The 22916-nt window shown below is 70.9% G+C and carries 24 protein-coding genes, 2 tRNA genes and 1 other RNA gene; 20 read left to right on the plus strand and 7 right to left on the minus strand.

The window, feature by feature from the left end:
* Positions 1-192 precede the first annotated feature (192 nt).
* Both JR065_RS02730 and JR065_RS02735 read left to right on the plus strand, forming a co-directional pair.
* Positions 193-269, plus strand: a tRNA-Asp gene (locus JR065_RS02730).
* A 313-nt stretch (positions 270-582) separates the two neighbouring features.
* Entirely contained in the window at positions 583-2574 is a 1992-nt protein-coding gene (locus JR065_RS02735) for a peptidyl-prolyl cis-trans isomerase (RefSeq protein WP_206231891.1), read from the plus strand.
* Positions 2575-3106: 532 nt separating this feature from the next.
* Here the strand turns inward: JR065_RS02735 and JR065_RS02740 are convergent.
* The gene (locus tag JR065_RS02740; RefSeq protein WP_206231893.1) at positions 3107-4315 is read right to left on the minus strand and encodes a lytic transglycosylase domain-containing protein; all 1209 of its coding nucleotides are present in this window, start codon (positions 4313-4315) and stop codon (positions 3107-3109) included.
* Positions 4312-5076 carry a hydroxyacylglutathione hydrolase gene (gloB, locus tag JR065_RS02745; protein ID WP_206231894.1) on the minus strand — a complete coding sequence of 255 codons (765 nt, stop codon included), beginning with the start codon at positions 5074-5076 and terminating at the stop codon, positions 4312-4314. Before gloB ends, JR065_RS02740 begins: the two co-directional genes overlap by 4 nt.
* A gap of 12 nt (positions 5077-5088) precedes the next feature.
* Between gloB and JR065_RS02750 the strand changes: the two genes are divergently transcribed.
* Genes JR065_RS02750 through dnaQ form a run of 3 tightly spaced genes read left to right on the plus strand, consistent with a single transcriptional unit; the run spans position 5089 to position 6996 of the window.
* A complete protein-coding gene (locus JR065_RS02750) occupies positions 5089-5748 on the plus strand; it encodes a hypothetical protein (protein ID WP_206231896.1) in 660 nt (219 codons plus the stop codon).
* Between the two features lie 19 nt (positions 5749-5767).
* Complete coding sequence (gene rnhA, locus JR065_RS02755; protein ID WP_206231898.1) at positions 5768-6226, plus strand: ribonuclease HI; 459 nt, start codon at positions 5768-5770, stop codon at positions 6224-6226.
* Positions 6227-6258: 32 nt separating this feature from the next.
* Positions 6259-6996, plus strand: coding sequence for a DNA polymerase III subunit epsilon (gene dnaQ / locus JR065_RS02760; RefSeq protein WP_206231900.1), 738 nt, complete (start codon positions 6259-6261; stop codon positions 6994-6996).
* Between the two features lie 27 nt (positions 6997-7023).
* Here the strand turns inward: dnaQ and JR065_RS02765 are convergent, their stop codons facing one another.
* Positions 7024-7728 (minus strand): PP2C family protein-serine/threonine phosphatase, encoded by a 705-nt coding sequence (locus JR065_RS02765; RefSeq protein WP_206231902.1) that lies wholly within the window; start codon positions 7726-7728, stop codon positions 7024-7026.
* Positions 7729-7935: 207 nt separating this feature from the next.
* Here JR065_RS02765 and JR065_RS02770 point away from each other — a divergent pair.
* Both JR065_RS02770 and JR065_RS02775 read left to right on the plus strand, forming a co-directional pair.
* Positions 7936-8026, plus strand: a tRNA-Ser gene (locus JR065_RS02770).
* A 284-nt stretch (positions 8027-8310) separates the two neighbouring features.
* Positions 8311-8715 carry a DUF6165 family protein gene (locus tag JR065_RS02775; RefSeq protein ID WP_206231904.1) on the plus strand — a complete coding sequence of 135 codons (405 nt, stop codon included), beginning with the start codon at positions 8311-8313 and terminating at the stop codon, positions 8713-8715.
* A gap of 493 nt (positions 8716-9208) precedes the next feature.
* Here JR065_RS02775 and JR065_RS02780 read toward each other — a convergent pair whose 3' ends face one another.
* Complete coding sequence (locus JR065_RS02780) at positions 9209-10255, minus strand: glycosyltransferase family 9 protein (protein WP_206231905.1); 1047 nt, start codon at positions 10253-10255, stop codon at positions 9209-9211.
* Between the two features lie 20 nt (positions 10256-10275).
* Here JR065_RS02780 and JR065_RS02785 point away from each other — a divergent pair, with 20 nt between their 5' ends.
* The 7 genes from JR065_RS02785 to JR065_RS02815 are packed head-to-tail and all read left to right on the plus strand — an operon-like array spanning position 10276 to position 14413.
* On the plus strand, positions 10276-11025 hold the full coding sequence (locus JR065_RS02785) for a 3-deoxy-D-manno-octulosonic acid kinase (RefSeq protein WP_206231907.1): 750 nt from the start codon (positions 10276-10278) through the stop codon (positions 11023-11025).
* Entirely contained in the window at positions 11025-11783 is a 759-nt protein-coding gene (locus JR065_RS02790) for an MBL fold metallo-hydrolase (protein ID WP_206231909.1), read from the plus strand. The genes JR065_RS02785 and JR065_RS02790 overlap by 1 nt, the downstream gene beginning before the upstream one ends.
* Complete coding sequence (moaA, locus tag JR065_RS02795) at positions 11780-12823, plus strand: GTP 3',8-cyclase MoaA (protein WP_206231911.1); 1044 nt, start codon at positions 11780-11782, stop codon at positions 12821-12823. The genes JR065_RS02790 and moaA overlap by 4 nt, the downstream gene beginning before the upstream one ends.
* A 5-nt stretch (positions 12824-12828) precedes the next feature.
* Positions 12829-13200: a DUF4440 domain-containing protein gene (locus JR065_RS02800; RefSeq protein WP_206231912.1), complete on the plus strand. Its 372-nt coding sequence runs from the start codon at positions 12829-12831 to the stop codon at positions 13198-13200.
* A 33-nt stretch (positions 13201-13233) separates the two neighbouring features.
* Positions 13234-13740 carry a cyclic pyranopterin monophosphate synthase MoaC gene (gene moaC, locus JR065_RS02805; protein WP_206231914.1) on the plus strand — a complete coding sequence of 169 codons (507 nt, stop codon included), beginning with the start codon at positions 13234-13236 and terminating at the stop codon, positions 13738-13740.
* The gene (locus tag JR065_RS02810; RefSeq protein ID WP_206231916.1) at positions 13737-13982 is read left to right on the plus strand and encodes a MoaD/ThiS family protein; all 246 of its coding nucleotides are present in this window, start codon (positions 13737-13739) and stop codon (positions 13980-13982) included. Before moaC ends, JR065_RS02810 begins: the two co-directional genes overlap by 4 nt.
* Before the next feature lie 2 nt (positions 13983-13984).
* Positions 13985-14413: a molybdenum cofactor biosynthesis protein MoaE gene (locus tag JR065_RS02815; RefSeq protein ID WP_206231918.1), complete on the plus strand. Its 429-nt coding sequence runs from the start codon at positions 13985-13987 to the stop codon at positions 14411-14413.
* A gap of 251 nt (positions 14414-14664) precedes the next feature.
* On the opposite strand, the gene ffs is transcribed toward JR065_RS02815, so the two are convergent.
* Together ffs and JR065_RS02825 are read right to left on the minus strand one after the other, a co-directional pair.
* Positions 14665-14761, minus strand: an RNA gene (ffs, locus tag JR065_RS02820) — signal recognition particle sRNA small type.
* A 387-nt stretch (positions 14762-15148) separates the two neighbouring features.
* Positions 15149-16249 (minus strand): NAD(P)/FAD-dependent oxidoreductase, encoded by a 1101-nt coding sequence (locus JR065_RS02825; protein WP_241093337.1) that lies wholly within the window; start codon positions 16247-16249, stop codon positions 15149-15151.
* Positions 16250-16455: 206 nt separating this feature from the next.
* Between JR065_RS02825 and JR065_RS02830 the strand changes: the two genes are divergently transcribed.
* From JR065_RS02830 to JR065_RS02855, 6 genes are read left to right on the plus strand one after another with little or no spacing between them, the layout of a single operon-like run.
* A complete protein-coding gene (locus JR065_RS02830) occupies positions 16456-17640 on the plus strand; it encodes a glycosyltransferase family protein (protein ID WP_206231922.1) in 1185 nt (394 codons plus the stop codon).
* A gap of 44 nt (positions 17641-17684) precedes the next feature.
* A complete protein-coding gene (gene rfbF / locus JR065_RS02835) occupies positions 17685-18458 on the plus strand; it encodes a glucose-1-phosphate cytidylyltransferase (RefSeq protein ID WP_206231924.1) in 774 nt (257 codons plus the stop codon).
* Position 18459: 1 nt separating this feature from the next.
* The gene (locus JR065_RS02840; protein ID WP_206231926.1) at positions 18460-19506 is read left to right on the plus strand and encodes an NAD-dependent epimerase/dehydratase family protein; all 1047 of its coding nucleotides are present in this window, start codon (positions 18460-18462) and stop codon (positions 19504-19506) included.
* On the plus strand, positions 19503-20087 hold the full coding sequence (rfbC, locus tag JR065_RS02845; RefSeq protein ID WP_206231927.1) for a dTDP-4-dehydrorhamnose 3,5-epimerase: 585 nt from the start codon (positions 19503-19505) through the stop codon (positions 20085-20087). Before JR065_RS02840 ends, rfbC begins: the two co-directional genes overlap by 4 nt.
* Positions 20084-21385: an NAD(P)H-dependent oxidoreductase gene (locus JR065_RS02850; RefSeq protein ID WP_206231929.1), complete on the plus strand. Its 1302-nt coding sequence runs from the start codon at positions 20084-20086 to the stop codon at positions 21383-21385. The genes rfbC and JR065_RS02850 overlap by 4 nt, the downstream gene beginning before the upstream one ends.
* Before the next feature lie 14 nt (positions 21386-21399).
* Complete coding sequence (locus JR065_RS02855) at positions 21400-22443, plus strand: acyltransferase family protein (RefSeq protein WP_206231931.1); 1044 nt, start codon at positions 21400-21402, stop codon at positions 22441-22443.
* Here JR065_RS02855 and JR065_RS02860 read toward each other — a convergent pair.
* Positions 22440-22745 (minus strand): hypothetical protein, encoded by a 306-nt coding sequence (locus JR065_RS02860; RefSeq protein ID WP_206231933.1) that lies wholly within the window; start codon positions 22743-22745, stop codon positions 22440-22442. The two genes, JR065_RS02855 and JR065_RS02860, sit on opposite strands and share 4 nt — an antisense overlap.
* Between the last annotated feature and the right edge of the window lie 171 nt (positions 22746-22916).

Below are 22916 nucleotides of genomic sequence, written 5' to 3' on the forward strand. Positions count from 1 at the left end.
GTGGTAGTTCAGTCGGTTAGAATGCTGGCCTGTCACGCCGGAGGTCGCGGGTTCGAGTCCCGTCCACTCCGCCAGTTGTACCGAAGCCCCTGAGAAATCGGGGGTTTTCTTTCTCAAAGCGCCTGCGTTGCCGTACGGCACGCCGATGCGAGGGAAATCGCAGGCCTCGCCGCCTGCATCCGTTCAAAACGCGGAGTGGTAGTTCAGTCGGTTAGAATGCTGGCCTGTCACGCCGGAGGTCGCGGGTTCGAGTCCCGTCCACTCCGCCAGTTCAAAAGGAAGCCCGTGGGTCGACGACCCGCGGGCTTTTTCTTTGCGTGCCGTTCGGCGCGGTGCGGCAAACGCCTGGACGAAAACAGGGGCCGCGCAAACGTTGCCGCGGGCCTGAGCGCGCCGGGTTCTGCTCGCCGACCGGATGCGGCGGCCGCGGCCCCGCCGGCTTGCAGGCCTGGGCTGCGTCGCCGGCGCGGCTGGGGCGGGGCGTGGAGCCGGGCGTCCGCATCTGCCGGCGCGCCGTCTGCCTGGCAAGGGCTGAAGCGGGTTAAACTGCGCGGCTCGCCTACAGGCCTCGGTTCCCAACCAATGCTGCAGAAACTTCGCGAAAAGACCTCGGGCTGGATCGCCACCGCGATCATCGGCCTGTTGATGATTCCGTTCCTGTTCGTCATCGACAACAGCTATCTCGGTGGCGTCGGTGCCAACAACGTCGCCAAGGTGCAGGCGCCGCCGTCGTGGTGGCCGTCGGCGCCGGGCTGGTGGCCGGCATCGTTCCTGTGGAAGCATCACGAGGTGAGCACAGAGCAGTTCCGCGAGCGCTTCGAGCAGGAGCGGCAGATGGAACGGCAGCGGCAGGGCGAGAACTTCGATCCGCGCGATTTCGAGAGCGCCGAGAACAAGCGCAAGGTGCTCGACCGGCTGATCGACGAGCAGGTGATCAAGCTGGCGGCCGAGCAGGCCGGCGTGGTGATCGGCGACGGCGCGGTGCGCGACTACATCGCATCGATCCCGGCGTTCCAGAACGACGGCAAGTTCGATCCGGAACGCTACCGCCTGGCGCTGGCGTCGGGTACGCCGCCGCGCACGCCGGCGATGTTCGAACAGCTGGTGCGCAACGAGCTGCAGCGGTCGGTGATCCCGGCCGGGCTGGCGCAGTCGGCGTTCGCGACCAAGCAGGAAACCGAGCGCCTGCTGAAGATGCTCGGCGAAACCCGCGACGTCGAGATCGCGCTGCTTCCGGAAGTACCGGCCGACACCGCGCCGGTCACCGACGCGCAGATCAAGCAGTGGTACGACGCGCACCAGGGCGACTTCAAGCAGCCGGAAAGCGTGTCGATCGAATACGTCGAGCTGAACGCGGCCGGCCTGCCGGCGCCCAAGCCGGCCGACGAGGCGACGCTGCGCAAGCGCTACGAGGACGAGAAGGCCCGCTTCGTCGAACCCGACCAGCGGCTGGCCTCGCACATCCTGATCAGCGCCGGCAGCGACGCCGCCGCGCAGAAGGCCGCCGAGGCCAAGGCCGCCAAGCTCGCCGCCGACGCCAGGCAGCCCGGCGCCGACTTCGCCGCGCTGGCGCGCGCCAATTCCCAGGACCCCGGCTCCAAGGACGCCGGCGGCGATCTGGGTTGGGTCGAGAAGGGCGTGATGGTCAAGCCGTTCGAGGACGCGCTGTTCGCGATGAAGCCCGGTGAGATCGCCGGCCCGGTGAAGAGCGAGTTCGGCTACCACGTGATCCAGCTGCGCGAGATCAAGGGCGGCCAGGGCAAGAGCTTCGAGCAGGTGCGCGACCAGCTCGCCGGCGAGCAGTTGCAGGCCGACAACGAGAAGGCCTTCAGCGACCTGAGCGGACGCCTGGTGGACCTGGTCTACAAGAACCCGAGCGCGCTGGCGCCGGCGGCCAAGGAGGTCGGGGTGCCGGTGCAGACGCTGGGGCCGTTCTCGCGCACCACCGCCAGCGGCATCGCCGCCAACCCGGCGGTGCTGCGCGCGGCGTTCTCCGACACGCTGGTGCAGGACGGCACGGTCAGCGATCCGATCACCCTGGGGCCGAACCACAGCGTGATGATCCGCGTGACCCAGCACACCCCGGAGCAGGCGCAGCCGCTGGCCAAGGTGCGCGACCAGGTGATCGCCGCGGTGCGCGCCGACCGCAGCGCCAAGGCGGCGGCGGCCGCGGCCGACGCGCTGCTGGCGCGCCTGCGCAAGGGCGAGACGCTGCAGGCGCTGGCCGGGCCGGAGAAGCTGCAGGTCAGCCCGATGCCGGGCCTGCCGCGCACGGTGCCGATGCCCAGCCCGGAGGCCAACCGCGCGATCTTCAGCGCGCCGCTGCCGGCCGAAGGCAAGCCGTCGGTGGGCAAGGTCGAACTGTCGGCCAATGGTCCGCAGGGCGGCGCCAAGCGCTACGCGATATTCGTGGTCAACAAGGTGACGCCGGGCGACCTGAGCACGGTGCCGGCCGAACAGCAGGCGACGCTGAAGGACCAGCTGGCCCAGATCGACGGCGCGGCGGCGGCCAAGGCCTATGTCGACGCGATGCGCAAGCGCTTCAAGGTCACGGTGGAGGAGGCGCAGCTGTAACCGGCTGCCTCGTCCGCCTGCGAAAAAGCCCGGTTCGCCGGGCTTTTTCTTTTTCGGTTCGAGCTATCGCGGGGAGGGGGAGGGCGTTGCGTTTCGCAGATCGACGCGCGGGCGAGCGGCGATCCGCACCTGTGGCCGATCGTTGACCAGGACGACGTGCGTCTAGCGGTTCTCCATCGGCCCCGAGGCGCCTTCCCGTTCACGACGTGCGCAGGCCGGTGCCGAGGTGGATGCGCGGAATGCGAAGCGCCGCGGCTGCGATCGGCACGAACGAGCGCTCAGGCATGCGGCTCGCGGTTCGGTGCCCGATCGGCCTGGCGACGGGCAAGGCTTCAACGCTGTTTGTCGGCGCAGCGACGCGTGTGCCGATGCGACGAAGCCAATGTCGGCGCTGTAATCGGCCGACGACCGCACGAGGGTGGTGGAAACGACGCGCAACCCCATGGCAGCCGGGCTGGTTCGGCCCCGGCGATGTCGGCGCGATGCCGGCGTCGCATAGCCGCAGTGCAGGGCGGCAGCGCCGCCCGCAGGCTCATTCCTCGTAGGTGAGCACCATGCCCGGGCGCAGCACGCTGCGTGCGGACAGGCCGTTCTTGCTGAGCAGCGCCTGCACGTTGACGCCGTAGCGCTTGGCGATGGTCCAGGCAGTCTCGCCGTTGCGCACGGTGTGGGTGCGACCGGACGGATCGCGCTTGCGCTTGCGCGGCGGCGCGGCTTCGGCGACGGTCGCCACCACCGTGGGCTCGGCGACGGCGAGCGTGTCGCCCTGCGGCGCGACCATGGCGGCCGTGTCGGCGCCGTGCTGTCCGGCCGGCGCAAGCACCGGCAGCGCGCGGCGGATCTTGCGCGCGTTGCCCAGCGCCGGATTCAGGCGCGCCAGCTGCGGCGCCTGCAGCGCGCGCTGCCGCGCCCACTCGTCCAGGGCGACGCCGGCCGGCAGCGTCTGCGCCTGCAGGATCGGCACCGGTCGGTCCAGCGACGCCATCCACTCGTCGCGGGTCTGCGCCTGTTCCAGCACGCAGGCCAGCGCATGCAGCTTCTCGACATAGGCGTAGGTGATCGGGGACAGGCCGGGCAGCTTCTCCGGTTGCGCGTTCTGCGCGTTCATGCCGGCGCGGCGCATCGACTGCAGGATCCGGTACTCGCCGGCGTTGTAGGCCATGATCGCCAGTCGCCAGTCGCCGCCGAACATCCCGTGCAGCGTCTTCAGGTAGCGCACCGCGGCGCGGGTCGAATCCACCGCCGACAGGCGGCCGTCGTAGCCGCCTTCGACCGGGACGTCGTGGTTGCGCGCGGTGTCGGCGATGAACTGCCACAGCCCGGCGGGGCCGCCGCTGTTGCGCGCGGCCGGACGGTAGCCGCTCTCGACGAACGGGATCAGCGCAAATTCGGTCGGCAGGTCGGCCGCGCGCAGTTCGTCCACCACGTAGCCGAACAGCGGCAGCACGTCCTCGTCGGCATTGGCCAGGTGCGCCGGCGCGCGCGAGAACTGCTGTTTCCAGCGCGCGTCGGTGGCGCCGCCGTCGCATTGCGCGTCGGCCAGGCCGTCGCGGAAGTTGGCCAGGATGTCGCGGCCGTTACGCGTGGTCGCCGCCGGCAGCGTCGCCGCATCCAGCGGCAGCACGCCCAGGCCGGCGATGGTCTGGTCCAGCGTTGCCCCGATCGGGGCGCCCGCCGCGTGTCCCGGGGATGCAGGGGCCGTCGCCAGCACCAGCATCGCCGCCCACCACACCGACCTCATGCGCGGAATTCGTCTTTCCAGCGCCGCAATTCGGCGAATACTTCCACCTCGTCGCGGGCGCCGCGGCCGAGCCGCGCGGACACCGCCTGCTGGATCGCGGCGGTGCCGGTACGCAGGAACGGGTTGCACGCCGTTTCGCTGGCGAGGGAGACGGGAACGGTGGGACGGGCGGCATGACGCATGGCCTGGGCTTCCTGATGGCGCTGCCGGAGGGCGGCGTTGGTGGGATCGACCGTGACGGCGAATGCCGCATTGGCCAGGGTGTATTCGTGTCCGCAGCAAACGAGGGTAGCGGCCGGCAGTGCGGCCAGTCGTTGCAGCGAACCCAGCATCTGGATCGGCGTACCTTCGAACATCCGACCACAGCCCAGGCTGAACAGCGTATCGCCGCTGAACAGATGGCCATGGCCGAAATAGGCGATATGCGAGCGGGTGTGGCCGGGTACGGCGATCACCTGCAGCGTCCAGCCCAGCGCCTGCACGCCGTCGCCGTCGCCGACGCGGCGGCTGGCGAGGGGAATGCGCGGCTCGTCCGGCGCGTACACCGGCAGCTCCGGCCAGCGTTCGCGCAGCGCGGCGACGCCGCCGATATGGTCGTCGTGGTGGTGGGTCAGCAGCACCGCGGCGGGAGTCAGGCCTTGCGCTGCCGCCTCCAGTACCGGCGCGGCCTGGCCGGGATCGACGATCAGCGCGCGCCCGTCCTCGGCGACGATCGCCCAGATGTAATTATCCTGGAATGCGGGCAGGGCGGTCAGTCGCATAGAATTGGCACCATGCCTGCCGCCCCATTCCCTCGTCAAGCCGGCGTCTCATCTTGGTTTGATACGGCTGTGGCGCAAATGCTGCTCCAGGCCGAGCAGCCCTTGATCCTGGAGGCGCTGCTCGGCCGGCCGGCGCAGCCGTGGTTGTGGCTGTCGCCGGTGCCCTCGGCGCCGCCGCCGCGCGAACTTCCCGGGCGCGGCGTGCGCCTGCACCGCACCCCCGGCGGCTTCGCCGGCGACCTGAACTGCGCGCTGCCGTTGCCGCTGTCGTCGGAGAGCGTCAACGCGATCGTGCTGCAGCACGTCGCGGCCGCCGATGCCGCGGCGCTGCTGGAAGAATGCGAGCGGGTGCTGATGCCGGGCGGGCAGCTGTGGCTGTTCGCGCTGAACGCGATGAGCCCGTACCGCTTGCGCTGGCGCCGGCAGGGCCTGGTGGCGCACCACCCCGGACATTGGCGCGACCTGCTGGCGCGCGCCGGGCTACCCTGTATCGACGACATCCGCTACCTGGGCCCGGTCTGGCCCACGCGCGGCGGCGTCGGCTCGGCCACCTCCGGCGCGCCGCTGCGCGCGGTGTGCGTGCTGCATGCGGAAAAACGCACCGCGGCCGGCATCGGGCCGATCCCGGTGCGCGCGCCGGTGCGCTGGCGCGGTTCGGCCGCCTCCATTTGATCTGCCACCCTGGACGTACATGAAGACAGTTGACATCCATACCGACGGCGCCTGCCTGGGCAATCCCGGGCCGGGCGGCTGGGCCGCGCTGCTGCGCTACAAGGGCCTGGAGCGCGAAGTCGCCGGCGCCGAGGCGCACACCACCAACAACCGCATGGAGCTGATGGCGGCGATCATGGCGCTGGAGACGCTGAGCGAGCCCTGCCAGATCGTGCTGCATACCGATTCGCAGTATGTGCGCCAGGGCATCACCGAGTGGATGCCGGGCTGGGTGCGGCGCCAGTGGAAGACCGCCGGCGGCGATCCGGTGAAGAACCGCGACCTGTGGGAGCGGCTGCATGCCGCCGCGCAACGGCACACGATCGACTGGCGCTGGGTCAAGGGCCACAACGGCGATCCGGACAACGAGCGGGTGGACGTGCTGGCGCGCAACCAGGCGCTGCGGGTGCGCGCCGGCGGCGCCGCGGTCGCGTCCTGATCCTTTCCACGCCTTATCCTGCAGCGAGCCCCATGCGCCAGATCATCCTCGATACCGAAACCACCGGCCTGGAGTGGAAGAAGGGCAACCGCGTCGTCGAAATCGGCGCGGTGGAACTGCTCGAGCGCCGTCCCAGCGGACGCAACTTCCACAAGTACCTGCGGCCGGACTGCGATTTCGAGCCCGGCGCGCAGGAGGTCACCGGCCTGACCCTGGACTTCCTCGCCGACAAGCCCGAGTTCCACGAAGTGGTCGACGAGTTCCTGGCGTTCATCGACGGCGCCGAGCTGATCATCCACAACGCCTCCTTCGACCTGGGCTTCCTCGACTACGAGCTGTCGCGGCTGGGCGCGTCCTACGGCCGCATCCTCGACCGCGCCTCGGTGATCGATACGCTGCTGCTGGCGCGCGAGCGCTTCCCCGGCCAGCGCAACTCGCTGGATGCGCTGTGCAAGCGGCTGGGCGTGGACAACTCGCACCGGCAACTGCACGGGGCGCTGCTCGACGCGCAGATCCTCAGCGACGTGTACATCGCGCTGACCTCCGGCCAGGAGGAGATCGGCTTCGCGCTGGCCGACGACCGTGGCGCCGGGCAGGCGCACGGCGCGGCGCTGTTCGACATGTCGGTGCTGCTGCCGCGGCCGCGGGTGCTGCCGACCCCGTCGGAGCTTGAGGCGCATGCGGCGCGGCTGGAGAAGCTGCGCAAGAAGGCCGGGCGTGCGCTGTGGGACGACGAGGCGCCGGTGCTGCCCGAGGCGGTCGCCGGCTGAGGCGCGCCACGGTGCGCGCCGCGCCGTTCAGTGGCAGCGCACCAGGATCGCGGTGATGTTGTCCGAGCCGCCGCCGTCCAGCGCCGCGGCGACCAGGGTGTCCACGCACTCCTGCGCGCTGCAGTCGTCGTAGCCCAGCGTGGCGGCGATGCCGGTGTCGTCCACTTCCTCGGTCAATCCGTCGCTGCACAGCAGCAGCTGCATGCCCGGGCGCAGCTCGCCGGTCATCGTGGCGACGTTGAGGTGCAGCGGGTCGGTCACTCCGAGCGCCTGGGTGACCACGTTGCGGTGCGGGTGCGCGCGCGCCTGTTCGGCGGTCAGCGCGCCCTGCGCGATGAGCTCCTGCACGTAGCTGTGGTCCTGGCTGAGCTGGGCCAGCTTGCCCTCGCGCCACAGGTAGGCGCGGCTGTCGCCGACCCAGGCCACTTCGAAGCGGTTGCCCTGCACCCGCGCGGCGACCACCGTGGTGCCCATCGGCAAGCTGTCGTTGCGCCGCCGCGAGGCGCGGATGATCTCCTCGTCGGCGATGCGGATCGCCTGCGCCAGCGGGGTGCCGCCGCGCACCTCGCGCACGATGGCCTCGCGTGCCAGCGCGCTGGCGACCTCGCCGCAGGCGTGTCCGCCCATGCCGTCGGCGACCAGCCACAGGCCCAGCTCGTTGTCGCCGTAATAGGTGTCTTCGTTGAGCTCGCGGCGCAGGCCGACGTGGGTGAGGTGTCCGAATTCGATCATTGCGCGCCCGCGGCTGGCCCGGCTTCCTGTCAGTCAAACGTCATCATCGCGGGCGAGCGGACATCCGGCAATGATCATCCGGGGCCGGGCGCAGGCGGGGTTCAGCGGCCCGGCGCGGGCGTGCCCGGCGACGACGGGAAAACGCCCGCTTGTCCGCGCCGGGCAGGAACCGTATGATGCACGCCCCCGGTCCGCCGGGGACCACCCGGAGAGGTGGCAGAGTGGTTGAATGTACCTGACTCGAAATCAGGCAGGCGTTTATAGCGCCTCGGGGGTTCGAATCCCCCCCTCTCCGCCAAGTTTGAAAGTGTCGAGATATGGCCCAGCCGCGTGAGTTTCGCCGGCGTCTGGGAGGGGGTGAGAGCCCCGGGGTTCGACAGGTGGCGTAGCCACCTGCACGGCGCAGCCGCCCGTAGGGCGAGGCATCGAAGATGCCGAGTGAATCCCCCCTCTCCGCCAGATTCGCAGAAGGCTCCCGTCTTGGGAGCCTTCTGTTTTTGTGGGGAGGGCCGTTGCGCCCATGCCCACATGGCGTTAAGACGCCATCGCTACACTTTCCCTTTCCATTGCGCCGGAGTCCCCATGTCCGAAATCCTGGTCCCCGTGTCCTTCGGCGAGTTGCTCGACAAGATCGCCATCCTGCAGATCAAGTCCGAGCGTATCGGCGACGAAGCCAAGCTGGCCAACGTGCGCGCCGAGCTGTCGGCGCTCGAGAAGACCTGGATGGCGCACCCGGCGGCCGGCGGCGACATCGTGCGGCTGCGCGCGGAGCTGAAGGCGGTCAACGAGCGGCTGTGGGTGATCGAGGACGAGATCCGGCTCAAGGAGCGGGCGCAGGCGTTCGACGAGGAGTTCATCAAGCTGGCGCGCAGCGTCTACTTCGAAAACGACGAGCGGGCGCGGATCAAGAAGGACATCAACCTGGCGTTGGGCTCCAGCTACGTGGAAGAGAAGTCCTACCAGGACTACCGCGCCGGCACCGCGTGAGAAGCGGGAGGCCTTGCGCCTCCCCCGAAACGCCCGCCTCGCCAGGCGCGGGCGACCTGCACCGAGTCAGGCGCCGCACCACCGGCAGCGCCACCAGCAGGGCGGAAAGGCGATCGGCCAGGACAGCGCCCAGGCGCCCAGCCACGGCGCCCAGGTCGGGTACCGGGCCGACGCCGCGCAGCGTGCTGATCAGCGCGACCGCGCAGGTCATCAGGATCGACAGCAACAACGGCATCGCCCGGCCGGCATGGCGAGGATGCAGCCTGTGTGGGGAGAACGGGAGGAAACCGGACACGGGCACTCCGTAAGCCGCCAGGTCGCAGGCGCTACCTGCACGCGCCCATCGGCACCGGCAGGAAACGGCCGCGGACGGATCCGGCGCGGTTGGCGCGTTGCTTGACGTGGACGCTTACGGCGGCGTCCGCAGGCCACCGGCGGTGGCGGATGCGCGCGGCGGTGCCGAGCCCGCGCGCTGCGGCGGCGCACCGCCGCGTCAGCGCTGGTCGGCGCGGTAGCGCTCGAACGCGGCGATCGCGTCGTCCACGCCGATCAGCGCCATCACGCCGTCGAACTCGATCTTGGCGCCCCACTTGAGCCGCTCGGCCGGCTTGCCGAGGAACTTGCGCGCCGCCGCGTCGTACTTGTCCACGCAGTAACGCAGGTCCGAGTACGGGCCGCTGCGGCGCGGGTTGCTCGCCGCGTGCAGCCCGAGCACCTTGCTGCCGACGGCGTTGGCGATATGCATCGGGCCGGAGTCGGGGGTCATCACCAGTGCGGCGCGTTCCAGCAGCGCCGGCAGCTGTTTCAGCGTGTCCTTGCCGACCAGGTCCAGCGCCGGCGCGCGCATCGCCGCGACGATCGCATCGGCGGTGCTGCGTTCCAGCGCGCTGCTCCCGCCGCACAACACCACGCGCCAGCCCTGCGCGGCGGCGTGGTCGGCCACCGCGGCGTAGCGGTCGGCGTACCAGTTGCGGCGCACGTGGCTGGAACACGGCGAGATCAGCAGGGCCGGCGCGCCGTCGTCGGGCCACTGCGCGCGCGCCCAGGCGCGGGCGTCGTCGGGGACCGGCAACTGCCAGCTGACCTCGGTCTGGCGCAGGCCCAGCGGCTCGCAGAAGCTGCCGATCGCGTCGAGCACGTGGATCCCCGGGCGGTCGGGGATGCGTTCGTTGACGAACAACCCGTGCAGGTCCTTGGAACGGCTGCGGTCGTAGCCGATGCGCCGGCGCGCCGGCACGAACGCCGACAGCACGTTGGCGCGCAGCGCCACCTGCATCTGCAGCAGCGCGTCGAACCGGCCGGGCGGCAGCGCGCGGCGCAGCGCGCGCATGCCGGCCAGGCCGCTGCGCTTGTCGTAGTCGTGGAAGACCACCCCGGGCAGGCCGTCGAGCAGCTTGTGCCCGGCCTTGTCGATGATCCAGTGCAGCGGCGGGGCGTCCGGCCAGGCGCGCTGCAGGGTGCGCACCAGCGGCACCACGTGGGTCACGTCTCCCAGCGCCGACAGGCGCAGCAGGCAGAGCGAGGGAGGCGTTGCGCGCATGGTGTTGTTAGACTCGCTGGATGGTTGTATTCGACGCCACCGAAGCACTGACGCCGTACCGCGATGGCCGCGGCTATGGCGCCATTCTGTTCGACCGTCAACGGCTGCGGCAAGCCGATCCTGCGCTGTTCTCGGCCGAGAAGTGGGCCGAGCGTGCGCGCCCGGTCGGCGAGGGCGGGCGCGGCGGCGCCTGGTTCGTCGATGCGCCGTTCGGCGCCTGCGTGCTGCGCCAGTACCTGCGCGGCGGCGCGATCGCCCGCTTCAGCCGCGACCGCTACCTGTGGCGCGGCGCCGACCGCACCCGCAGTTTCGCCGAGTTCCGGCTGATGCGCGCGCTGCTCGGGCACAAGCTGCCGGTGCCGCGGCCGCTGGCGGCCTGCTACCTGCGCCAGGGCCTGCGCTACCGCGCGGCGATCCTGATGGAGCGGCTGGAAGGCGTGCGCTCGCTGGCCGAGCGCGCGCGGGTGGCCGGACGCGGCGCGCCGTGGGAGGAAACCGGGCGGCTGATCGCGCGCTTCCACCGCGTCGGGCTGGACCATGCCGACCTCAACGCGCACAACATCCTGTTCGACGGCAACGGCCGCGGCTGGCTGATCGATTTCGACCGCGGCGTGCTGCGCATCCCCGCCACCCGCTGGCGCGAGGAGAACCTGCAACGGCTGCACCGCTCGCTGCTGAAGGTGCGCGGCGAGCGCGGCGTCGACGAGGTCGAGAAGGACTACGCGCGGCTGCGTCGCGCCTACGACCTGGCCTGGAACCGGGGCTACTGATGGCCTGGGCGCTGCGCTTCCAGGGCGTCGGCAACGCTTCGGCGGTGGAACTGGGCTCGCCGATGGCCACGATCGAGCGCGATGGCGCGCCGTGGCTGAGCATCGACTGCGGCGGCGAGGGCCTGAGCGCCTACCAGGCCCACTACGGCGCCATGCCGCAGGCTGTGTTCATCACCCACGTGCACCTGGACCACATCGGCGGCCTGGAGCGGCTGTTCGTGGACGCATATTTCTCGCCGGCGCGGCGCGGCAAGGTGCGCCTGTACGTGCCGGCGCCGGTGGTGCCGCTGCTGCATCGCCGGGTGGGCGACTACCCCAACGTGCTGGCCGAGGGCGGCGCCAACTTCTGGGACGCGTTCCAGCTGATCGTGGTCGGCGACGCGTTCTGGCACGACGGGGTACGGCTGGAGCTGTTCCCGGTGCGCCACCATTGGCCGGAAACCGCCTACGGGCTGCGCCTGGCCGGCGCCCTGGTATGGAGCGGCGATACCCGGCCGATCCCGGAAATGCTGAGCCGTTACGCCGGCGACGGCGAACTGGTCGCCCACGACTGTGGCGTTCACGGCAACCCGTCGCATACTGGGGTGGACGACCTGGAACGCGAATACCCCGCCGAGCTCCTGCAACGCACCATGCTCTACCACTACGCCAGCGCCGAGGATGCCCAGACCCTGCGCGCGCGCGGCCATCGGGTCGCGCGGCCGGGCGAATGCGTGGCGTTGAACGAACCGACCGCGGCGCAGGTCCAACCGGCATGAACGCGATCCTGCGCCCACCCGCCGCGCCGCCGCCGGCGGCCGCCGTCCCGCTGGACCGGCTGGGGCGGCCGCTGCGCGATCTGCGCCTGTCGGTGATCGAGGCGTGCAACTTCCGCTGCGGCTACTGCATGCCGGCCGACAAGGTGCCGGACGACTACGGCTTCGACGCCGCCTCGCGGCTGTCCTTCGAGCAGATCGAGACGCTGGTGCGCGGATTCGTGCGCAACGGGGTCAGCAAGCTGCGCCTGACCGGCGGCGAGCCGCTGCTGCGTCGCGACCTGCCCGAACTGGTGCGGCGGCTGGCACGGATTCCCGGGCTGGACGACCTGGCGATGACCACCAACGGCTCGCTGCTGGCGCGGCATGCGCAGGCGCTGCGCCTGGCCGGTCTGCGCCGGGTCACGGTCAGCCTGGACGCGATCGACCCGGCGACCTTCGCGCGCATGTCCGGCGGCCGCGGCGAGGTGGCCCAGGTGCTGGCCGGGATCGATGCGGCGGTGGCGGCCGGGCTTGGCCCGGTCAAGCTCAATTGCGTGGTCCAGCGCGGCGTCAACGACGACCAGGTGCTGCCGCTGCTGGCGCATTTCCGCGGCAGCGGCCACGTGCTGCGCTTCATCGAGTACATGGACGTGGGCACCTGCAACGCCTGGCGCCGCGACAGCGTGGTGCCGTCGGCCGAGCTGCGCGACCGCATCGCCGCGCAGTGGCCACTGCGTTCGCTGGACCCGCACTACACCGGCGAGGTGGCCTCGCGCTACGCCTTCGCCGACGGCGGCGAGATCGGCTTCGTCAGCTCGGTCAGCACGCCGTTCTGCGGCGACTGCCACCGCGCCCGCGTATCGGCCGACGGACGGCTCTACACCTGCCTGTTCGCCGCCGCCGGCACCGACCTGAAGCCGGCGCTGGCCGACGGCGAGGATGCCCTGGCCGCGCGCGTGGAGCAGGTGTGGCGGCGGCGCGGCGACCGCTACAGCGAGGTGCGCGGCGACGCCCAGGCGACGCGCGGCAAGCACGTCGAGATGTTCCTGATCGGCGGGTGAGCGGCATGGACGACGCTTCGGCCGAGCGTGTGGTCGCGCTGGAACTGAGCCTGCTGGAGCAGGCCGTGCGCGCATCGGCCGAACGGCTCGACGGCTTGCTCGACGAGGACTTCGTCGAGTTCGGCGCCTCCGGGCGGCGCTTCGGCAAACGCGAGGTGCTGGCGGAGCTGCCGGGCGAGTCCGAGGTCCGTTACCGTGCCTGCGATCTGCAGGCGCGGTGGCTGGCGCCGGATCTGCTGCAGCTGACCTATCGCAGCGAGCGCAGCAGTGGCGACGGCAGCTTCCGGCACGCGTTGCGCAGCTCGCTGTGGCGCTGCCGCGACGGGCAATGGCGCATGCTGTTCCACCAGGGCACGCCGATCGTCGGCGAGGCCTGAGAACCCGCCGTGGGAGCGGCATCGCGACGCATCATGAAGAAGAACCTGGCCAGGCAGGCGCCGCCGGCGCTGACCCATCTCGACCCGCAGGGGTTGCCGACGATGGTCGACGTGTCGGCCAAGACCGTCACCGCGCGCGTGGCGGTGGCCGAAGCGCGGGTGCGCTTTCCCGCGGCGGTGGCGGCGCAACTGCGCGCCGACGCCCTGCGCAGCGCCAAGGGCGGCATCGTCGATACCGCGGTGATCGCCGGCACGATGGCGGTCAAGCGCACGCACGAGCTGATCCCGTTCTGCCACCCCTTGCCGATCGACGGCTGCCGCTTCGCGATCGACTGGGCCTCGCCGCAGGTGCTGCGCATCGAGTGCAGCGTGCGCACGGTGCATCGCACCGGGGTGGAGATGGAGGCGTTGACCGGCGCCAGCGTCGCCGCGCTGACCGTCTACGATATGTGCAAGGCGCTGACCCACGCGATGACCATCGGCCCGGTCCGGCTGCTGGGCAAGCGCGGCGGCAAGCGCGACGTCGGGAGCGTGGCATGAGCGTGCGCGTGAGCGTGCTGTACTTCGCCAGCCTGCGCGAGGCGGCCGGCATTGACAGCGAGCAGTGGCACAGCGATGCCGCCGACCTGCGCGCGCTGTACGCCGAACTGGACGCGCGGCATCGCCTGGGCTGGCCGCCGGAGCGGCTGCGCGTCGCGGTGGATGGCGCGTTCGCGGCGTGGAACGCGCCGCTGCGCGACGGCAGCGAAGTGGTGTTCATTCCGCCGGTTTCGGGAGGTTGACGGTGTCTGCGACGATACGTTTCTGGCTGGCCGATACCGCGCTCGACGTGGCCGCGCTGCGCGCGCCGCTGGCGCATGCGCAGGCCGGCGCCTATGCCAGCTTCGAAGGCTGGGTGCGCGACCACAACGACGGCCGCGCGGTCGACGGCCTGCGCTACGAAGCGTACGCGGCCCTGGCCGAAGCCGAGGGGCAGCGCATCGCCGAGGAGGCGATGGCCAAGTTCGGGATCCTCGACCTGCGCTGCGCGCACCGCGTGGGCGAACTGGCGATCGGCGAGCTGGCGGTGTGGGTGGGCGTGGTGGCCGCGCATCGCGACGCGGCGTTCGCCGCCTGCCGCTACGTGATCGACGAGGTCAAGTCGCGGGTGCCGATCTGGAAGCACGAGCGCTATCGCGAGGGCGATGCCGGCTGGCTGCATCCGCAGGCCTGAGCCGCGGCCACCGGCCTGGGCGAGCGCAGCGCCAAACGAGGTGGCGGCCCGCCCGCCGACCTCGCTGCGCGCGGATCGACACGCGCCAAGCAAGCGCTGGCGTTGAAGGGATGTCTGCGCTGCCGCCGCGGTGGTGCCAGCCGCCGGGATCGAGCGTGGCGCCGCGAACTGCAGCGGGCGCGTCATCGCAGCCGGCAGCGCAAGGCCCGGCAGGAGGCGCCGATCGGCCATGCGTCGAAGAGAGGGTGGCGACCCCGCCGGCTGACCTCGGCGCCCGCGTCGATCGATACCGTTGCTGCCTTCCGGCCCTGGCGGAGTTTTCGACCTAGCGTCGCGAGGGGCCGACGGGGCCACCATAGAGACGGTATACACCGCGCCGAACAGCGCGGCCTTCCCTTCGAAATCCGCCGCCGGTGCGGAAGATGTCTGCGAGGGAATCGCATGGATCTGGCGGAGCGTATGCAGCCAACGGGTCGGCCGCGCTTCCTGCACGCAGCGGACAGCTGCCTGCCGGTGTGCGCGCATTGTAGACGGTCGCCGCGGTGGGCCGCTAGTGCGGGCGGGCGCACCTGCAGCCATGCCGTCGCTATGGCGGCGACTTCGCTGCCGCAGTGGGCGGCACCCGCGTCGCTTTCGCAGCCATCGTGCCGGTGGTGACGGCATCGCGTGCCAGGTTCGCAAGTTCGCCGTGCGAGCAAGACACCCCACGGCCGCACTCGCTCGCTGCCGGCTGCGCTAGCCGCGATCGAGTTCGGCGACCGCGCGTTCGGCGATCGCCAGGCAGGCGGTGAGCCCGGGCGATTCGATGCCGAACAGGTTGACCAGCCCGGCCACGCCGTGCACGCCGGCGCCGTCGATGCGGAAATCGGCGGCGCCTTGGCCCGGCCCGGCGATCTTGGGCCGGATGCCGCAATAGGCCGGGCTCAGCGCGCCGTCCGCCAGCGCGGGCCAGTAGCGCCGGATTTCCGCGTACAGCGCCGGGGTAGGGGGCACGGCGCGGTAATCCGGCGCCTGGACCCATTCGACGTCCGGACCGAAGCGCGCGCTGCCGGCCAGGTCCAGGGTCAGGTGCACGCCGAGCCCGCCCGGGCTGGGCAATGGATAGACCAGGCGCCGGAACGGCGCCGGCCCGCGCAGCGCGTAGTAGTTGCCCTTGGCCAGGAAGGCGCCGGGCACGTGCGTGGGGTCAAGCCCGTGGATCCGCTGCGCGAGCGGCACCGCGCCATGCCCGGCGGCGTTGACCAGCGCGCGCGTGCGGAAGCGGGTCCGCTCGCCGGCGTGCAGGTAGTCCACCTGGAAGCCGTCGGCCAGCACCCGCACCTCGCCGACGCTGGCGCGCAGCGCGAGCATGGCGCCGGCCGCCTCGGCATCGCGCCACAGCGATTGCATCAGGGCGTGGCTGTCGACGATGCCGGTTTGCGGCGAATGCAGCGCGGCGGCGCAGCGCAGCTCGGGCTCGAGCTGCCGCGCCTGCGCCGCCGGCAACCATTGCAGGCCGTCCACGCCGTTGGCCAGCGCCTGTTGCCACAGTGCGTGCAGCGCGTCGGTCTGCGCGGCGTCGGCCACGATCAGCTTGCCGCACTTGCGGTGGGCCACCGCGTTGCGCACGCAGTAGTCGTACAGCAACGTCCTGCCGCGCACGCACAGCGCGGCCTTCAGCGAGCCGCTCGGGTAGTAGATGCCGGCGTGGACGACCTCGCTGCTGCGGGAACTGGTGCCGGTACCGATCGCCGCCTCGCTTTCCAGCACGCATACCTCGCGCCCCGCCAGCGCCAGTTGCCGGGCGATGGCCAGGCCGACCACGCCGGCGCCCACGACGGTGCAGTCGATGTTCATCACGCTCCTGTGCCTGCATGAAAATTTTGCACAAAAGTCTCACTTTCACAAAATAATAACGGCTGCGACCGGATATTTTCAGATGCAGTGCGCTGTATGCGAGTTCCAGCGGAGCACCCAGCCTATACACATTCAAGGGAGGCGACCTCCACCCCACCTGCGGCCGCCGCGGCGCAGTCCGGAGGTCGTGGCCGAGGACACAGTGGATGACTACGCGGTCGGTGGTGACGGCCTCGAACTACGAGGCTTGGCCTGAGGCGTTCAACGGCCAGGCGTTTGCGTTCCTCAACGTGATCCGGCAGCTCGAAGACACCGATATCCACGTGCCCGCCGGCCTGGAACACACCGCAGGCAGAGGCGTGCATCCGACCCTGCGCTATCTGCGCAAGGAACTGTTCCATCGCCTGTCCAGCGCGGCATGGACGCGCCTGGGCGGCGCGCCGCTGGCCAACGCGGTGCCCTCGCCGATCGAGCGCGACCACGACCTGTTCTTCTACATGTGCCAGTTCCCGGCCGAACTGGGAACGCTGGGCGCATTGAAGCACTGGCGCCGGCGTTCGCATTGCGCGGTGGCGTACCTGCTGGAGACCTGGCCCGAGCTGCTCGCCTCGCAGCGCAGCCAGCTCAGGGTGCTGAACGAATTCGACCACGTGTTCCTGCTCAACGCCAGCTGCGTGGAGCCGATGCGCGACATGATCCGCACCCCGGTGAGCTTTCTTCCCAGCGCGTGCGACACGCTGCTGGCCACGCCGCTGCCCAGGCCGCCGGAGCGCAGCATCGACGTGCTCAGCATCGGCCGGCGCCAGGCCGCGGCGCACGACAACCTGCTGCGGCATGCCGCGCAGCATCCGGACTTCTTCTACGTGCACGACGTGGTCAAGGGCGGCGCGGTGCTGGATTGGGCGGCGCACCGCCTGCAGTCCGCGGCGATGATCAAGCGCGCCAAGTTCTTCCTGGCGTTCGACTTCGACGTGGACCGGGGCGGACACTTCAAGGGCGTGCGCAAGCGCGCGCTGGCCACGCGCTACTTCGAAGGCGCGGCGGGGGGCGCGGCCGTGCTGGGTTCGCGGCAGCAGTGCCCCGAGTTCGACGCGTGCTTCGACTGGCAGGACGCGGTGTTCGAAGTGCCGGCCGGGTGCGAGCGGATCGGCGAGTTCATCGCCGAGCTTTCCACCCAGCAGCGGCGCCTGGAGCGCGCCAGGCTCATGGGCATCTCCCAGAGCCTGCGCCGGCACGACTGGGCGCACCGCTGGGCCGCGATCCTCGACACCGTGGGCATGCGCCCCACCGCGCGGATGAACGAGCGGCTGGACACGCTCGGCGGGCTGGCGCGGATCGCCGAGCAGGCGCTGCAGCCGGAGGAAGCCAAGGCGGTGGGGATGACCGCCTGATCGCGTCAACGACTGATGCCGCAACGAAAGGGGGAAACGGATAAATGAAGGCGGTGATCCTGGCCGGTGGACTCGGCACGCGTATCTCGGAGGAAACCTCGGTGCGGCCCAAGCCGATGGTCGAGGTCGGTGGCAAGCCGATCCTGTGGCACATCATGAAGATCTATGCCCATCACGGCATCACCGACTTCATCGTCTGCCTGGGCTACCGCGGCGAGGTGATCAAGCGCTTCTTCCTCGACTACCACTACATGGAGTCCGACGTCACCTGCGACCTGTCCAACAACACCATCGCGCTGCACAACATGCGCGCCGAGCCGTGGCGCGTGACTCTGATCGACACCGGCGCCAAGAGCATGACCGGCGGGCGCCTGCGCCAGGTGCGCGCGCACCTGGAAGGGGAGGACGCGTTCTGCATGACCTACGGCGACGGCGTGGCCGACGTCGACATCGGCGCCTGCATCCGCCTGCACGAGCGCGAAGGCCGGCTGGCCACGGTCACCGCCGTGCAACCGCCCGGACGCTTCGGCGCATTGCGCGTGGAGGGCGGGCAGGTGACCGGCTTCCGCGAGAAGGCGGTGGACGGCGACGGGCTGATCAACGGCGGCTTCTTCGTGCTGCATCCGCGGGTGATCGATACGATCGACGACGACGCCACGCCCTGGGAAAGCACGCCGCTGGAGCGGCTGGTCGAGGCCGGGCAGTTGAGCGTGTACCGCCACGAAGGATTCTGGCAGCCGATGGACACGCTGCGCGACCGCAACTACCTCGAAGAACTCTGGGCCACCGAACGCGCGCCCTGGCGCGTATGGGAGTGACATGCGAATCCTGATCACCGGCAACATGGGCTATGTGGGCCCGGTCGTGGTGGCGCACCTGCGCCGGCGCTATCCGCAGGCGCACCTGGTCGGCGTGGACCGCGGCTGGTTCGCGCATTGCCTCACCGAGCCGCTGCGGCTGCCGGAGGTGCTGCTGGACCAGCAGTGGTTCGGCGACGTGCGCGACCTGCGCGCCGAGCAGTTGCGCGGGTTCGATGCGGTGGTGCACCTAGCGGCGATCTCCAACGACGCGATGGGCAACCGCTTCGAGCAGGTCACCGACGCGATCAACCATCGCGCCAGCGTGCAGGTCGCGCGCGCCGCCTCGGAGGCGGGCGTGCGCCATTTCGTGTTCGCCTCCAGCTGCAGCGTGTACGGCGCCGCCGCCGACGGCACGCCGCGCGACGAGCGCAGCGCGCTGGCGCCGCTGACCGCCTACGCGCGCTCCAAGATCGACACCGAGCGCGCGCTGGCCGGCCTGCACACCGACATGGTGGTGACCTGCCTGCGCTTCGCCACCGCCTGCGGCGCGTCGCCGCGGCTGCGGCTGGACCTGGTGCTCAACGATTTCGTCGCCAGCGCGCTGGTCCATCGGCGGGTCGACGTGCTTTCCGACGGCACCCCCTGGCGTCCGTTGATCCACGTGCGCGACATGGCGCGGGCGATCGAGTGGGCGCTGTCGCGCGGGCCGGAGCAGGGCGGCCGCTACCTGGCGGTGAATGCCGGCGCGGCCGGCTGGAACGTGCGCATCCGCGAGCTGGCCGAGGCGGTCGGCGCGGCCACCCCCGGCGTGGACGTGCGCATCGCCGACCAGGCGCCGCTGGACGCGCGCTCGTATCGGGTCGATTTCTCGCTCTACGAGCGGCTGGCGCCCGGGCACCAGCCGGCCGAATCGCTGGGCGAGGCGATCGCCGAACTCCACGCCCTGCTCACCCGGCTGGGCTTCGACGATCCGGACTTCCGCAATTCGCGCCTGGTCCGGCTGCGGGTGCTGCAGGCGCTGGTGGATTCGAACGCGCTCACCGACCAGCTGAGGGCCGCCGCATGATCTTCCATCCCACCCCGCTGCGCGGTGCCGCAGTGATCGAGCCGGAGCGACGCGGCGACCAGCGCGGCTGGTTCTCGCGGCTGTTCTGCGAGAAGGAGATGCGCCAGGCCGGGCTGCAGGAGCGCTTCGTGCAGATGAACAATTCCAGCAGCGCCGACGCCGGCACGCTGCGCGGCCTGCACTACCAGTTGCCGCCGTCGGCCGAGGCCAAGACGGTGCGCTGCATCCGCGGCGCGTTCTGGGACGTGATCGTGGACCTGCGCCCGGATTCTGAAACCTACCGGCAGTGGTACGGGCTGGAGCTGAGCCCCGACAACGGCCTGGCGCTGTACGTGCCGCAGGGCTTCGCCCATGGCTTCATCACCTTGAAGGCCGACAGCGAAGCGCTGTACCTGTCCAGCGCCTTCTACGACCCGGCCTGCGAGCGCGGCCTGCGCTGGGACGACCCGGCCATCGGCATCCAGTGGCCGATCGCGCCGGAGACCGTGTCGGCCAAGGACGCGGGCTGGCCGGACTTCGATCCCGCCTTCCATGGCGTGGAGCAGTTGCGCGGCCTCGGCGCGGACCGGGCGTTCGCATGATGATCGATCGCCTGCTGCGCGAACGCGCCGCGCAGGGGCAGCCGCTGCGCGTGGGCCTGTACGGCGCCGGCTTCATGGCCCGCGGCCTGATCAACCAGATCGCCAATTCGGTGCCGGGCATGCGCGTGGCCGCGGTGTGCAATCGCAACGTGGACAAGGCGCAGCGCGCGCTGCGCGAGGCCGGGCTGGAATCGCGACGGGCGGATTCGGCCGCGGCGCTGGAGCGCTGTATCGGCGCGGGCGAGCCGGCGGTGACCGACGATCCGGCGTTGCTGTACGCGTGCGGGCTGCTGGACTGCCTGGTGGACGCGACCGGCGCAGTGGAATACGGCGCGGCGCTGACCCTGGGCGCGATCGAGAACGGACGCGACGTGGTCAGCATGAACGCCGAGCTCGACGCCACCGTCGGGCCGCTGCTCAAGCGCAAAGCCGATGCCGCCGGGGCGATCTTCAGCGGCTGCGACGGCGACCAGCCCGGTGTGCAGATGAACCTGTACCGCTTCGTGCGCTCGATCGGCCTGACGCCGCTGCTGTGCGGCAACATCAAGGGCCTGCAGGATCCCTATCGCACGCCGGCGACGCAGGCGGCGTTCGCGGCCAGGTGGGGCCAGGATCCGCACATGGTCACCAGCTTCGCCGATGGCACCAAGATCAGCTTCGAGCAGGCGATCGTCGCCAATGCCACCGGCATGTCGATCCTGCAGCGCGGCATGCGCGGGCTGGACCACCGCGAGCACGTGGACCGGCTGGTGGAGCGGTTCGACGCGGAGGAACTGAAGGCGGTCGGCGGCGCGGTCGACTACGTGGTCGGCGCCACGCCGGGCCCGGGCGTGTTCGTGCTGGCCAGCCACGACGACCCCAAGCAGCGGCACTACCTCAACCTGTACAAGCTCGGCGAAGGGCCGCTGTACAGCTTCTACACGCCCTACCACCTGTGCCACTTCGAAGTGCCGCTGTCGGTGGCGCGGGTGGCGCTGCTGCGCGACCCGGTGCTGCAGGCCCTGGCCGGCCCGCGGGTGGAGGTGGTGGCCACCGCCAAGCGCGACCTGAAGCAGGGCGAGGTCATCGACGGCCTCGGCGGCTACATGAGCTATGGGCAATGCGAGACCGCGGAGGTGACCGCCGAGGCGCGGCTGCTGCCGATGGGCGTGGCCGAAGGCTGCACCCTGCTGCGCGACGTCGCCAAGGACCAGGTGCTCGCATACGCCGACGTGCGCCTGCCGCCGGGGCGGCTGCTCGATGCGCTGCGCGAGGAGCAGTACGCCGTATTCGGGCGCGGCCGGCCGGTCGCCGCGTGAGGGACTGAGGCGGCATGGCGAGCGCGCCGCGTCCGACCCTGGACGTGCTGCAGGGCGGACGCGCCCTAGCGGCACTGGCGGTGGCGCTGAGTCATTCGGTGCTGCCGACCGAGCACTTCGTCGGGCCGATGCCCGATGCGCTGACCGGCGTGCTCGCATACGGCTACCTGGGCGTGGACTTCTTCTTCGTCCTGTCCGGTTTCATCATCCACTACGTCAACGCCGACCGCGCCGCACGGCCCGGCTGGAGCTGGCGCTACGCCGAAAGCCGCCTGACCCGCATCTACATTCCGTACTGGCCGGTGGGGCTGGCGCTGGCGGCGCTGTATACGTTGCGTCCGGCCGATGGGCCCGGCTACGACTGGTCGTGGCCGGCGACGCTGACCCTGCTGCCGATCGGCGGCCAGGCGGCGCTGGGCGTGGCGTGGACGCTGGCGTTCGAACTCACCTTCTACCTGCTGGCGTGGGTGTTCTACCGCTGCGGGCGGCCGCTGCTGCTGGCGTCGGCATGGGCGCTGGCGATCGCGGCGAACGCGCTGTTCGGCGCGCCGTTCGAACAGCCGCTGGACCTGTCCGCGCGCTCGCTGCTGCTGAACCCGATCAACCTCGAGTTCGTGTTCGGCATGGCGGCGGCGGCCCTGGCGCAGACGCGGCGCTGCCCGCCGTGGCTGTGCGCGCTGTGCGCGCTGGCGGCGCTGGCCGTGTTCGCGGCGCTGGGGCTGCAGCGGCAGCAGTCGCCGTGGTTCGGCCTGGCCACCGCGTGCGCGATGGCGGGACTGGTGCAGATGGAGTGGCAGGGCAGGGTGCGCGTGCCGCGCTGGCTGGTGGCGCTCGGCGACGCGTCCTACGCCATCTACCTGATCCACATGCCGCTGCTCTCGCTCAGCTCGCGCGCCACGGCGCACCTAGGGCCGCTGGCGCTGTATCCGGTCAACCTCGCCATCGGCCTGGTGACGGTGGCAGCCGCGGGCCTGGCCTACCACTACCTGTTCGAGCGCCGCGCGTTGGCGCTGGCGCGGCATGCGCTGGAACGGCTGGCCGTGGCGCTTCGCCGCTAGCGCGGATCGGCACCGGCCGCCGCGCCGCCGCGCTGCGCTTCGATCCGCCGGCGTTTGCGCCAGGCCAGGTACTGCCCCACCAGCGCGGTGAGCAGCACCAGGCTGTTGGTGACCACGAACACCAGGTTGTCGACCAGCGCGCTGTAGGCGATGAACAGGCACGATGCGGTGATCTGGCCGACGAACAGCCAGCTGGATACGGCCTGGATATCGCTGGACTGCGATTGCTTGTAGATCTGCCGGCTCAGCGTGGCGATCAGCACCGCGGTGGCCAGCCATCCGACGAGGTCTGTCAGGTTCATTGCGCAGCGCGGCCTGGTCTGGGAAACGGGCAGTGTGTTGGCCGCGGCGTGGTGGGCGGGTCAATGGGATGCGATGGTTTCGTCTGGATCGGACGCCGAGCGGTACGTCGGCGCGGCGCGGGAACGCGGATGCCCGCTTGCGCCACCGCAAGCCGTTCGCGCCGGCAGGTC

The organism is Xanthomonas sp. (genome assembly GCF_017163755.1).
Lineage (GTDB): Bacteria > Pseudomonadota > Gammaproteobacteria > Xanthomonadales > Xanthomonadaceae > Xanthomonas_A.